Source organism: Bacillus sp. SIMBA_031, from assembly GCF_046535225.1.
Taxonomy (GTDB): domain Bacteria; phylum Bacillota; class Bacilli; order Bacillales; family Bacillaceae; genus Bacillus; species Bacillus velezensis.
The window spans coordinates 79,719-92,250 of the sequence record NZ_JAWRXC010000005.1; the positions used below are offsets into that span (position 1 = coordinate 79,719).

Consider the following 12,532-nt stretch of genomic DNA (forward strand, 5'->3'; position numbering starts at 1 on the left):
ATGACAGAAAATCAAAATCCGCTTGTTCTTGATAAAAATGAAGAGATTTCTGAACAAAAAGCAGATGACATCAGGGTGCAGCTGCGCCAAGACCCTGAGGTGCAGCGCATTTCGCAGCAGATTGATGTGAAAAACCAAATGGAGCTGCTGGAGTACGGAAAAGAACCGGCAGTTGAAATCTCGAAGTTCTCTGACCGCATCTTAAATATGATGAAAACAACAAGTGTCACGGATTCAGGCACAATGCTGACGCAGCTCGGAAAAATCATGGACCGTTTTGACAAAAATGATTTCGATGAACCAAAAGGATTTCTCGCTAAAATGTTCAAACGCGGCAACAGCATGATTGAAAAGATTTTTCAAAAGTACCGCACCCTGGGCGGAGAAATTGAAAAAATCCACGTCGAAATTTCAAAATACAAAGATGAAATGGCAAAGACGAACCATACGCTTGAAGAGATGTATGAAAACAACATTAACTACTACATGGAGCTTGAAAAGTATGTCGTTGCCGGGCAGATGAAGCTTGAGGAAATGCAGGCGCTCATTCCTTCTTATGAAGAAAAAGCGGCCGGCGGAAACCAGCTTGCGCAAATGCAGCTTGATACGCTGCGTGACGGGCTTCAGGCGCTTGAGGAACGTGTCTATGATTTAGATATGGCGCGGATGGTGGCGCTGCAAACGGCGCCGCAGATCCGCCTCCTTCAGCGCGGAAATACGAAGCTCATCGGGAAAATCAATTCCGCTTTCGTCATTACGATTCCGATTTTCAAAAACGGCATCATTCAGGCTGTCACAGTCAAACGGCAAAAGCTTGTGGCTGATTCAATGAGCGAGCTTGACCGCCGCACGAATGAAATGCTGAAGCGCAATGCTGAAAATATTTCAAACCAAAGCGTGGAGATTGCCCGTATGGCAGGCCGTCCGAGCATTGACATTGAGACGATTGAAACGTCTTGGAATACGATTGTCAGCGGTATGCAGGAAACGAAACAGATCGAGGAAGAGAACAGACGTATCAGAGAAGACGGCGCGAAACGGATTCAACAGCTTCAGGATAATATTAAAAACGCAGTCTTAAAGAATTAACACACACCCCGCTTGCTTACGGCAAGCGGGATTTTTTTGCGAAAAAAGATAATGACAATGTGTAAAGACAGGTGTAAAATTATACGGTAATCATTTTCGATTTGAGGTGCTGCTTATGAACAAACAACCTGCCGTCACTCCGCGAAAACTTCTGGCGATTGCCGGAATGGGCTGGCTGTTTGATGCGATGGATGTCGGAATTTTGTCGTTTATTATCGCCGCGCTTCACACTGATTGGAATTTAACGCCCGATCAAATGAAATGGATCGGAAGCGTCAATTCCATCGGTATGGCAGCGGGCGCCTTTGTATTCGGAATGCTGGCCGACAGGATCGGCCGGAAAAAAGTGTTTATGATCACGCTGTTATTCTTTTCTGTCGGAAGCGGCATATCCGCTTTCGCAACGGGATTGACGGTTTTTCTCATATTGCGTTTTCTGATCGGAATGGGGCTTGGCGGGGAACTGCCTGTCGCCTCAACGCTCGTGTCAGAAGCGTCCCCTCCTGAAAAGCGGGGACGGATCATCGTGCTGCTTGAGAGCTTTTGGGCCGCGGGCTGGCTTCTTGCGGCGGTGATTTCCTACTTTGTCATACCGTCATTCGGCTGGCAGGCCGCGCTGCTCTTAACGGCGCTGGCCGCGTTTTATGCGCTGTACTTGCGGAAAAGCCTTCCGGAATCACCGGCGCATCAGGCATTGCCGCAGAAAAAAAGCATACGCGGGCAGGCGGGAAGTGTCTGGACGAAACCGTATATTCGGCCGACGGTGCTGCTGTCTGTCGTTTGGTTCTGCGTCGTCTTTTCATATTACGGCATGTTTTTATGGCTGCCGAGCGTGATGCTGATGAAAGGCTACAGCATGATTGAGAGCTTCGAATACGTCCTTCTGATGACACTTGCCCAGCTTCCCGGATATTTCTCTGCGGCGTGGCTGATCGAAAAAGCGGGGCGGAAGACCATCTTAGTCATCTATTTGCTCGGAACGGCGGGGAGCGCTTATTTCTTCGGTGCCGCGGATTCATTGGCCATGCTGCTCACAGCCGGCATGCTTCTGTCCTTCTTCAATCTCGGCGCATGGGGCGTGCTTTACGCCTATACACCGGAGCAGTATCCTGCGAAGATCCGTGCGACCGGTTCCGGCACAACGGCGGCCGTCGGCAGAATCGGCGGCATTTTCGGTCCGCTTCTCGTCGGATCGCTTGCAGCCCGGAACGTTTCGTTTACAGTGATTTTCGCCGTCTTTTGTGCGGCCATCCTGATTGCCGTCATCACCATTCTTATTCTCGGAAAAGAAACGAAACAGACAGAGCTTGCGCAATGAGCACCCTTTTGGGGTGCTTTTTTAGTGAGCTGTCTGTTGACAGACCTATATTTTTCCTTAATATTCCTTATTTTCAGGAGGCGAAAACTTCTTTTTCCGGGACAATGTCGCAAAAAAATTCTTGTATTTGTAAAAAAAGGATAGGAAATCAGTTTGCAGCACATTCGATGGAAACGTTCTCAAGCCTGATAAAAGCCCGATTTCCTTTATAATTTATCCTCAATAAGGAGGATTAGAGAGTATTTAGAAGCATACCAGAGGAAAATAAGACACAGGGATGTTTTTAAAGTGATGATACAAAATAAAAAGGGATTATGATGTTTGTTTGACTTATTACAAACGTGTTACGGTATTAAAGATTGCTTATTATGGAGGGAAAATATGAATTTGGATGAGAAACCAATTAAGATAAAAGTCGAAAATGTATCTAAGGTTTTCGGAAAACAGACAAAAAAAGCCATTCAGATGCTGTCCAGCGGAAAAAACAAAAAAGAGATCCTGAAAGCGACCGGATCAACCGTTGGTGTCAATCAAGCAAACTTTGATGTATATGATGGGGAGATATTTGTCATCATGGGTCTATCGGGGAGCGGTAAATCAACTTTAGTTCGGCTGTTAAACCGGCTTATTGAACCGACTGCCGGAAATATTTACATTGATGGTGACATGATAACAAATATGTCAAAAGACCAGCTCCGGGAAGTGCGCCGGAAAAAAATCAGCATGGTCTTTCAGAAATTTGCGCTGTTTCCGCACAGAACGATTCTTGAAAATACGGAATACGGTTTAGAGCTCCAAGGCGTCGACAAAAAAGAGCGTGAGCAAAAAGCGCTTGATTCGCTTAAACTTGTCGGTCTTGAAGGCTTTGAACACCAATTCCCAGATCAGCTCAGCGGAGGAATGCAGCAGCGTGTCGGACTTGCGCGCGCATTGACGAATGATCCTGACATTCTTCTGATGGATGAAGCTTTCAGTGCGCTTGATCCGCTGATCCGCAAAGATATGCAGGATGAACTTTTAGACCTGCATGACTCTGTCGGCAAGACGATTATCTTCATCACGCATGATCTTGATGAAGCATTGCGCATCGGCGACAGAATCGTGCTGATGAAAGACGGTAACATCGTTCAGATCGGGACGCCTGAAGAAATTCTGATGAGCCCGTCCAATGAATACGTTGAGAAATTCGTTGAGGACGTTGATTTATCCAAAGTTCTGACAGCGGGCCACATCATGAAGCGCGCTGAAACCGTGCGGATTGACAAAGGGCCTCGTGTAGCGCTGCAGCTCATGAAGAATCTCGGTATTTCTTCTATTTACGCCGTTGATAAACAGAAACAGCTTCTCGGCGTCATTCACGCGGCGGATGCGAAAAAAGCGGTGGAATCCGACTTATCGCTTCAGGATATTCTAAATACTGAATTTACGACTGTAAACGAAAGCACGTACTTGACGGAAATTTTCGATGTCGTGTCTGATGCGAATATTCCGATCGCCGTCACGGACGATAAGGACCGCATGAAAGGCATTGTCGTAAAAGGCGCATTAATCGGCGCGCTTTCAGGAAATAACGATTATATAAATGTTGAAGATTCTGCTGAACAAGCTCAGGATTCTTCTGTTCAGGGGGTGAAGTAAATGGACAGATTGCCTAGAATTCCGTTAGCAGATATCGTTGACCGGTTTGTTGACTGGCTTACCATGACGTTCGGAGGTTTCTTTGACGGAATCTCAAACGGTTTGGCCGCTTTCGTAAACGCGATTGTGAGCGGTTTGGGTTTCATCCCGTCTATTTTATTGACTGTTATTTTTGCAGCTCTCGCTTGGTGGATCAGTACGAGAGGAATTGCACTCTTTACGTTAATCGGATTCCTTGTTATTGATTATTTAGGTTATTGGTCGCCGATGCTGCAAACGTTGGCGCTTGTCGTCACATCTGTTTTGATTTCCATTATTATCGGGGTTCCGATCGGCATTTGGGCGTCTCAGAAAGAAACGGTCCGCCGCATTGTTACACCGATTCTGGATTTAATGCAGACCATGCCGGCTTTCGTATATCTGCTGCCTGCAATTTTCTTCTTTAATATCGGGGTTGTGCCAGGCGTCGTGGCATCTGTTATTTTCGCGATGCCTCCGACGATCCGCATGACGGTTCTCGGTATTAAACAGGTTCCGGCTGATCTGATTGAAGCGACGGAAGCATTCGGTTCAACGACGTCTCAGCGTCTGTTCAAGGTTCAGCTTCCGCTTGCCACAAAAACAATTCTTGCCGGTATTAACCAAAGCATCATGCTTGCTTTATCAATGGTCGTTATCGCGGCCATGGTCGGTGCACCGGGCCTCGGTTCTGAAGTATACAGCGCCGTGACACAGTTGAAAACCGGTGTCGGAGTGGAAGCGGGTATCGCGATCGTTATCGTAGCGATTACACTCGACCGTATCACGCAAAACATTAAAGTGAAGAAGAAGAGCAGGGGGAATGCCTGATGCTTAAGAAAATCATCGGTGTCGGCGTTACCGCTGCGCTGGCTCTTTCTTTGGCTGCCTGCGGTTCGCAGACTGATGGTAAGGCAACGGCTGCGGACCAGGTGAACAAAACCATTATCGGTATTGATCCGGGATCGGGGATCATGGCCCTGACGGATGAGGCCGTGAAGGATTACGGATTGAAAGACTGGAATGTCGTCACGGCGTCAAGTGCTGCCATGACGGCGACATTGAAGAAATCATATGACCGGAAAAAGCCGATCATTGTAACGGGCTGGACGCCGCACTGGATGTTCTCCAGATACAAGCTGAAGTTCCTTGATGATCCGAAAAAAACGTACGGAACTGCCGAGCAGATTCATACGATTACTAGAACCGGCTTCAGTAAGGAACAGCCTAACGCGGCCAAAGTTCTCAGCCAGTTTAAATGGACGCAGGACGATATGGGAGAAGTCATGATTGCCGTTGAGGAAGGCGAAAAGCCGGCCAAAGCCGCAGCTGAATATGTGAAAAAACACAAAGACCAAGTGGCTCAATGGACAAAAGGCGCCCATAAAGTTAAAGGTGATAAAATCAACCTGGCTTATGTGGCATGGGACAGTGAAATCGCAAGTACGAATGTAATCGGAAAAGTATTTCAAGACCTCGGCTATGACGTGAAGCTGACGCAAGTGGAGGCAGGACCGATGTGGACTGCGATTGCGACAGGCAGCGCGGATGCGTCATTGTCTGCTTGGCTTCCGAATACCCATAAGGCATATGCGTCTAAATATAAAGGCAAATATGAAGATGTAGGAACGAGTCTGACAGGCGTCAAGATGGGTCTGGTCGTTCCTCAGTACATGAAAAATGTCAATTCAATTGAAGATTTGAAGAAGTAATGAGGAAAAGCAGCTCTGTAACGGGCTGCTTTTTTTTATGCTTCAAACGATTTGAGGACGGCGGCCGTTAATATCTCAACGCCAGTAAAGATGGCGCTTCGGTCAAATGTCATTTGGGGATGGTGAAGTCCCGGCTCCAGACCGCATCCTAGGCCGAGCATCGTCGTTTTCAAGTTCGGCACCTTTACCCCGTAAAAATGAAAATCCTCTCCTCCGGTTGTCACAAGAGGTTCATCCACATGTCCTTCTCCGAGAATGCTGCTGATCGCAGATGCCATGATGGCTTCCGCCTCCTTGTTTCGCTCGGCTGCCGGGAGGCTGTGTTCTTTTTGCAGTTCGATCTTTGCGCCGAATGCGGCAGCCGCCGCCTCACAGGCTCTTTCGGTTTCGGCGGTTAATTTCTCCATGGCGGCATTGGTTTGTGCGCGGAGATCAAGGCTGAACGATGCTTTTCCCGGAATAATATTGGAACTCTCGCCGCCAGCCTGAAGCTTTGTCATCTTCACGGAATGCGGGATGCCGGGATCAAGATGAATGAAGCTGAGTTTTTGGACGAGAAGAGCGGCGATTTCGATACTGTTAAGGCCGAGATGCGGTCTCGCGCCGTGGGCTTCTTCTCCGATAATCAGGCCTTCTATATGCTGGCTTGAGCCATGCAGAATGGACGGTGCGCATCGGCCGTTTGCCGTTTCCTGTACGGGGCGCACGTGCACGCCGTATAAGAAGTCAACATCATCCATTACGCCTTTTTCAATCATTTTCAGCGCTCCGCCGCCCTTTTCTTCAGCCGGCTGAAAAATAAAGCGGATGGTGCCCTTCGGAAGTTTCGGCTGCCTCTTTAAAAGCATCATCGTGCCGAGCGCCATCGTCATATGTGAATCATGTCCGCATGAATGGTTCGCCTGAAAGACACCGTCCACTTCCTGCCACAGTGCGTCAATATCCGCCCGGACAGCCACAACGGGCGAGCCTTCTCCGGTTTCGCCGACAACCCCGGTACAATCATCAAACGTGCGGGTCCGGCAGCCGGCCTCTTTCAGTTTTTCAGTCAGATATTCAGTTGTTTGATATTCTTTCCAGCTTACTTCGGGATTGGCGTGCAGGTGGTCAAAAATATCCATAATGACTTGCTTTTCATGCGCTGTGAGTCTGTTCATGCCGTAAGTCCTCCTTCAAAAGCTGTCTGTTTTTTATTTTTGATATTGAAAACAGGCAATCGGTCTGTATATAATATAGCACATATCTGTATTTTCTGAATAGTTTATAAATTTAAAGCGGGATGGTGATGGTATGGCTGTGCCGAAGGCCGAACCTGTATTGAAAAAGAAGAAATTGTTTGTGATGCCTGATGCTTATGTGCTGCTGTTCATTGTCGCTTTACTATGCGCGATAGCGTCGTACATCGTTCCCGCGGGGGAATTTGACAGGGTGACGAAGGGCAGTGTGACGTCCGCCGTCCCGGGAAGCTATCATTCTTTAGACCAGTCTCCTGTCAGCCCGATCGCTTTTTTTACCGCGATTCAGGAAGGGATGACAAGTTCCGCGCCGATCATTTTTTTAATCCTGTTTACGGGCGGCACTATTGCGATTTTGGAGAAAACGGGCGCCATCAATGGATTGATCAGTAATGTCATCAGTACGTTCCGCACAAAACAGCTGCTGTTTATTGCGATTGTCGGATCTCTATTTTCGATCCTCGGCACAACCGGCATCGTCGTTAATTCCGTGATCGGTTTTATTCCGATCGGCCTGATCGTCGCCCGCTCGCTGAAATGGGACGCCGTGGCCGGAGCGGCCGTCATTTATATCGGCTGTTATGCCGGGTTTAACGCGACGATTTTATCACCTTCACCGCTCGGGTTATCACAAAGCATCGCGGAGCTGCCGCTGTTTTCCGGTATCGGCCTGCGGATTGCCGTCTACATTTGTTTTCTGTTATCATCTATTTTATATATTTATCGGTATACGAGAAAACTCAGAAAAGCAAAGGACGCCAGTCTGCTGGGGAACGATTGGTTTCCGGCGGCAGGTTCACTCCCGCAGGTTTCTGAGCCGGAGGACAAGCATGTCCCGTTTACCGTCCGCCATAAATTGATTCTGGCTGTCGCGGCTTTGTCGCTTGCAGGCTTTTTATACGGCGCGCTTACTCTTGATTGGTCTGATTCAGAGATGGCCGCCGTGTTCATTTTTATCTCAATCGTGTCCGGCCTGATTGCGGGAATGGCGGCAAATGATATTGCAAAAACGTTTATTACAGGCTGTCAGGGGCTCGTTTACGGCGCGCTGATCGTCGGAATGGCGAGAAGCATTTCCGTTATCCTGGAACATGGAAAGCTGCTTGATACGGTAGTCAATGGACTTGCGTCACTGCTGCACGGTTTCAGCCCGATGGCAGGCGCCATCGGAATGTATATTTCCAGCGCCCTGCTTCATTTTCTGATTTCATCAGGCTCAGGAGAGGCGGTCGTATTTATTCCGATCTTGGCGCCGCTTGCCGATCTGATGGGTATCACGAGACAGGTCGCGGTTGAAGCGGTCATGCTTGGGGAAGGCGTCGTAAACTGTGTCAATCCGACTTCCGGCGTGCTGATGGCCGTACTGGCTGCCAGCGGCATTCCGTACGTAAAGTGGCTTCGCTTCATGATTCCGCTGGCGCTGATTTGGTTTGTCATCGGCCTTGTGTTTATCTGCATAGGCGTCCTGATCAATTGGGGTCCTTATTAACATTTTTGTCAATGATATTTCGGTTTATCATTATGAATCGGCAAGATATAATGGGAGTTGTAAGCCATTCTTAATAGTACGGGAGGAAGTCATGAATCAGCGTCGGAACAGACTTTCAAACGTGAATGGAAAGAGTGAGAGTGTGAAAGAGAAAGAACGAATGATTTGGTCAGAAGTCGGAATGCTTGTGGGCACACTGTCTTTGCTTGACATCATCGTACGCGGACTTGTTCTGAACTGTCCGTTTAGGGAATGGGCCGGTAGCTTGGCGGTTTTCTTCATTATAATTGTTTATTATTGTATCAGGGCGGGAGCGTCGGGAATGCTCATGCCGAGAATAGACACCAAAGAAGAACTGCAAAAGCGGGTGAAGCAGCAGCGGATAGATTCAATTGCGGTCACTTTTGCGGCAGCGGCGCTTACGATGTACGACAGGGGGTTTCCCCATACATTCTTTGCTTGGCTGAAAATGATCTTTCTTTTTATCGTCTGCGGAGGCATTCTGTTTCTGCTTCGGTATGTCATTGTGAAGCTGTCTTACAGAAGAGCGATAAAAGAAATAAAAAAGAAATCATCTTGACAGGTGGTTTCTTTTTTTGTTTGAAAGCGGGAAGTCTTTTTAATTGATAGGAATATAGATTTGAATTCACTCTGTCACGTTGCTTTGATAGAGAGAGTGTGATAAGTTGAAATGTAAGCGTTAACAATATTATCCAGTCATCACAACAGTTGAAAGGAGGAAGCTGAAGAAAGAGTAAGAGGAATTTTTGACTCCGCAGTCAGTCTTCAAAAATGAAATAAGGAGTGTCAAAAATGTTTGAAAAACGATTCAAAACCTCTTTACTGCCGTTATTCGCCGGATTTTTATTGCTGTTTCATTTGGTTTTGTCAGGCCCGGCGGCTGCAAACGCTGAAACTGCAAACAAATCGAATGAGATGGCCGCGTCATCGGTCAAAAACGGGACCATCCTTCATGCTTGGAATTGGTCGTTCAATACGTTAACACAAAATATGAAAGAGATTCGTGATGCGGGCTATGCAGCCATTCAGACGTCTCCGATTAACCAAGTAAAGGAAGGGAACCAAGGAGATAAAAGCATGAGGAACTGGTACTGGCTGTATCAGCCGACATCGTACCAAATCGGCAACCGTTACTTAGGCACTGAACAAGAATTTAAGGACATGTGTGCAGCCGCGGAAAAATATGGCGTAAAAGTCATTGTTGATGCGGTTATCAATCATACCACCAGCGATTATGCCGCGATTTCTGACGAGATTAAGCGTATTCCAAACTGGACCCACGGAAACACACAAATTAAAAATTGGTCGGATCGATGGGACGTCACTCAAAATTCCTTGCTTGGACTGTATGATTGGAATACACAGAACACTGAGGTGCAAACCTATCTGAAACGTTTCTTGGAAAGAGCATTGAATGACGGAGCGGACGGGTTCCGCTATGATGCCGCCAAGCATATAGAGCTTCCGGATGATGGGAATTACGGCAGCCAATTTTGGCCGAATATCACAAATACATCAGCGGAGTTCCAATACGGAGAAATCCTGCAAGACAGCGCGTCCAGAGATACTGCTTATGCGAATTATATGAATGTGACGGCTTCTAACTATGGGCATTCCATCAGATCCGCTTTAAAGAACCGTAATCTGAGTGTGTCGAATATCTCCCGTTATGCATCTGACGTGTCTGCGGACAAGTTAGTCACATGGGTGGAATCACATGATACGTATGCCAATGATGATGAAGAGTCCACATGGATGAGTGATGACGATATTCGTTTAGGCTGGGCAGTGATTGGTTCCCGCTCAGGAAGCACGCCTCTTTTCTTTTCCAGACCTGAGGGCGGAGGAAATGGTGTAAGATTTCCCGGAAAAAGTCAAATAGGAGATCGCGGGAGCGCCTTATTTAAAGATCAGGCGATCACTGCGGTCAATCAATTTCACAATGAAATGGCCGGGCAGCCCGAGGAACTCTCGAATCCGAATGGGAACAATCAAATATTTATGAATCAGCGCGGCTCAAAAGGCGTTGTGCTGGCAAATGCAGGATCGTCTTCTGTCACCATCAATACTTCAACGAAATTACCTGACGGCAGGTATGATAATAGGGCCGGCGCCGGTTCATTTCAAGTAGCAAACGGCAAACTGACAGGTACGATCAATGCCAGATCCGCGGCTGTTCTTTATCCTGACGACATTGGAAATGCGCCTCATGTCTTCCTTGAGAATTACCAAACGGGGGCAGTCCATTCTTTCAATGATCAGCTGACGGTCACCCTGCGTACAAATGCGAAAACAACAAAAGCCGTTTACCAAATCAATAATGGGCAGCAGACAGCATTTAAGGATGGAGACCGATTAACGATCGGGAAAGAAGATCCAATCGGCACGACATACAACATCAAATTAACCGGAACGAACGGCGAGGGTGCAGCGAGAACCCAAGAATACACGTTTGTCAAAAAAGACCCGTCCCAAACCAACATCATTGGCTATCAAAATCCGGATCATTGGGGCCAGGTAAATGCTTATATCTATAAACATGATGGAGGCAGGGCCATAGAATTAACCGGATCGTGGCCGGGGAAAGCCATGACCAAGAATGCAGATGGAATGTACACGCTGACGCTGCCTGAGAATGCGGATACGGCCAACGCCAAAGTGATTTTTAACAATGGCAGCGCCCAAGTGCCCGGCCAGAACCAGCCCGGCTTTGATTATGTGCAGAATGGTTTGTATAACAACTCCGGTTTGAATGGTTATCTTCCGCATTAATGGATAGGGCCATCATCACATCAGCGTGCCGGCAAACCCCCGCTTCTGGGAAAGGGACAGCGCGTCTTCAATCACGCTGAAAAGATGACAACATCCTAAAACGGTTCCGTTTTAGGATGTTGTCAACAATCTGGAAACCATCACCGATATTTTTTTGTCCAAAAATCAAACTTTTCTCTTGCAAAAGTTTGTGAAGTATTGCACAATATAAATGTGAAATACTTCACAAGATAAAAACAGACACCACGAAACACTGGAGGATGAGCATACATGATGAACGAACGAGTGAACAAGGTAGCATTAATCGGAGCAGGTTTTGTTGGAAGCAGTTATGCATTTGCGTTAATTAACCAAGGGATCACAGATGAGCTTGTGATCATTGATGTAAATAGAGAAAAAGCCATGGGAGATGTCATGGATTTAAATCACGGAAAGGCATTTGCGCCTCATCCGGTCAAAACGTCTTACGGCACATATGAGGATTGCAAGGATGCCGATATCGTGTGCATCTGTGCAGGGGCCAATCAAAAACCGGGCGAAACGAGACTTGAGCTGGTCGAAAAAAATCTCGCCATTTTTAAAAGCATTGTCGGTGAAGTAATGGCAAGCGGATTTGACGGCATCTTCCTCGTTGCTACAAACCCGGTCGACATTCTCACTTATGCGACTTGGACATTCAGCGGCCTGCCGAAAGAACGCGTCATCGGCAGCGGCACGACACTGGATTCTGCGCGATTCCGTTATATGCTGAGCGAATACTTCGGAGCCGCTCCGCAAAACGTACACGCCCACATTATCGGCGAGCACGGCGATACCGAGCTTCCTGTATGGAGTCACGCCAATATCGGCGGAGTGCCGGTGCAGCAATTGCTGGAGAAAAATGCAGCTTACAAACAGGACGAGCTGGATCAGATCGTTGACGATGTGAAAAACGCGGCCTACCATATTATCGAGAAAAAAGGCGCGACATATTACGGAGTGGCGATGAGCCTCGCCCGCATCACAAAAGCGATTTTGCGTAATGAAAACAGCATTTTAACCGTCAGCACATATCTGGACGGCCAATACGGTGTAAACGACGTCTTTATCGGCGTTCCGGCCGTCGTCAATCGGAACGGCATCGCAGGTGTGACGGAACTTGAGCTGAATGAAACAGAACAGGCTCAATTCAGCCGCAGCGCAAACGTGCTGAAAGATATTCTCGCTCCGCATTTCGCTGGGTAAATAAAAAAGCAGTACA

Annotated in this window: 10 protein-coding genes; 9 read left to right on the plus strand and 1 reads right to left on the minus strand. The window is 47.6% G+C overall.

The features are described from left to right. From SB724_RS14420 to SB724_RS14440, 5 genes are all read left to right on the plus strand, one after another. Positions 1 to 1,089, plus strand: coding sequence for a toxic anion resistance protein (locus SB724_RS14420; protein WP_007609246.1), 1,089 nt, complete (start codon positions 1 to 3; stop codon positions 1,087 to 1,089). 115 nt (positions 1,090 to 1,204) lie between these two features. Beyond that, positions 1,205 to 2,407 carry an MFS transporter gene (locus tag SB724_RS14425; RefSeq protein ID WP_265973298.1) on the plus strand — a complete coding sequence of 401 codons (1,203 nt, stop codon included), beginning with the start codon at positions 1,205 to 1,207 and terminating at the stop codon, positions 2,405 to 2,407. Positions 2,408 to 2,788: 381 nt separating this feature from the next. Then, the gene (gene opuAA / locus SB724_RS14430; protein WP_015416756.1) at positions 2,789 to 4,045 is read left to right on the plus strand and encodes a glycine/proline betaine ABC transporter ATP-binding protein OpuAA; all 1,257 of its coding nucleotides are present in this window, start codon (positions 2,789 to 2,791) and stop codon (positions 4,043 to 4,045) included. Beyond that, entirely contained in the window at positions 4,046 to 4,894 is an 849-nt protein-coding gene (gene opuAB, locus SB724_RS14435; RefSeq protein ID WP_003156639.1) for a glycine/proline betaine ABC transporter permease subunit OpuAB, read from the plus strand. It abuts the gene before it with no gap. Continuing rightward, positions 4,894 to 5,775: a glycine betaine ABC transporter substrate-binding protein gene (locus SB724_RS14440; RefSeq protein ID WP_007409051.1), complete on the plus strand. Its 882-nt coding sequence runs from the start codon at positions 4,894 to 4,896 to the stop codon at positions 5,773 to 5,775. Before opuAB ends, SB724_RS14440 begins: the two co-directional genes overlap by 1 nt. 35 nt (positions 5,776 to 5,810) lie before the next feature. Here SB724_RS14440 and SB724_RS14445 read toward each other — a convergent pair whose 3' ends face one another. Next, the gene (locus tag SB724_RS14445; protein WP_410571670.1) at positions 5,811 to 6,932 is read right to left on the minus strand and encodes a M20 peptidase aminoacylase family protein; all 1,122 of its coding nucleotides are present in this window, start codon (positions 6,930 to 6,932) and stop codon (positions 5,811 to 5,813) included. A 133-nt stretch (positions 6,933 to 7,065) separates the two neighbouring features. Here SB724_RS14445 and SB724_RS14450 point away from each other — a divergent pair, with 133 nt between their 5' ends. The 4 genes from SB724_RS14450 to SB724_RS14465 all read left to right on the plus strand — a co-directional run bounded on the left by SB724_RS14450 (position 7,066) and on the right by SB724_RS14465 (position 12,516). Continuing rightward, positions 7,066 to 8,499, plus strand: a complete 1,434-nt coding sequence (locus SB724_RS14450) for a YfcC family protein (RefSeq protein ID WP_174737841.1) — start codon at positions 7,066 to 7,068, stop codon at positions 8,497 to 8,499. 91 nt (positions 8,500 to 8,590) lie between these two features. Beyond that, positions 8,591 to 9,079: a hypothetical protein gene (locus tag SB724_RS14455; RefSeq protein WP_410571672.1), complete on the plus strand. Its 489-nt coding sequence runs from the start codon at positions 8,591 to 8,593 to the stop codon at positions 9,077 to 9,079. A gap of 233 nt (positions 9,080 to 9,312) precedes the next feature. Then, positions 9,313 to 11,292, plus strand: coding sequence for an alpha-amylase (amyE, locus tag SB724_RS14460; RefSeq protein ID WP_410571674.1), 1,980 nt, complete (start codon positions 9,313 to 9,315; stop codon positions 11,290 to 11,292). Between the two features lie 270 nt (positions 11,293 to 11,562). Beyond that, positions 11,563 to 12,516 (plus strand): L-lactate dehydrogenase, encoded by a 954-nt coding sequence (locus SB724_RS14465; RefSeq protein ID WP_007609256.1) that lies wholly within the window; start codon positions 11,563 to 11,565, stop codon positions 12,514 to 12,516. Positions 12,517 to 12,532 lie beyond the last annotated feature (16 nt).

Bases quoted from the DNA above. Each gene is read 5' to 3' on its own strand.
- SB724_RS14420 (WP_007609246.1), top strand. From the start codon at position 1: ATGACAGAAAATCAAAATCCGCTTGTTCTTGATAAAAATGAAGAGATT.
- SB724_RS14425 (WP_265973298.1), top strand. From the start codon at position 1,205: ATGAACAAACAACCTGCCGTCACTCCGCGAAAACTTCTGGCGATTGCC.
- opuAA (WP_015416756.1), top strand. From the start codon at position 2,789: ATGAATTTGGATGAGAAACCAATTAAGATAAAAGTCGAAAATGTATCT.
- opuAB (WP_003156639.1), top strand. From the start codon at position 4,046: ATGGACAGATTGCCTAGAATTCCGTTAGCAGATATCGTTGACCGGTTT.
- SB724_RS14440 (WP_007409051.1), top strand. From the start codon at position 4,894: ATGCTTAAGAAAATCATCGGTGTCGGCGTTACCGCTGCGCTGGCTCTT.
- SB724_RS14445 (WP_410571670.1), bottom strand. From the start codon at position 6,932: ATGAACAGACTCACAGCGCATGAAAAGCAAGTCATTATGGATATTTTT.
- SB724_RS14450 (WP_174737841.1), top strand. From the start codon at position 7,066: ATGGCTGTGCCGAAGGCCGAACCTGTATTGAAAAAGAAGAAATTGTTT.
- SB724_RS14455 (WP_410571672.1), top strand. From the start codon at position 8,591: ATGAATCAGCGTCGGAACAGACTTTCAAACGTGAATGGAAAGAGTGAG.
- amyE (WP_410571674.1), top strand. From the start codon at position 9,313: ATGTTTGAAAAACGATTCAAAACCTCTTTACTGCCGTTATTCGCCGGA.
- SB724_RS14465 (WP_007609256.1), top strand. From the start codon at position 11,563: ATGATGAACGAACGAGTGAACAAGGTAGCATTAATCGGAGCAGGTTTT.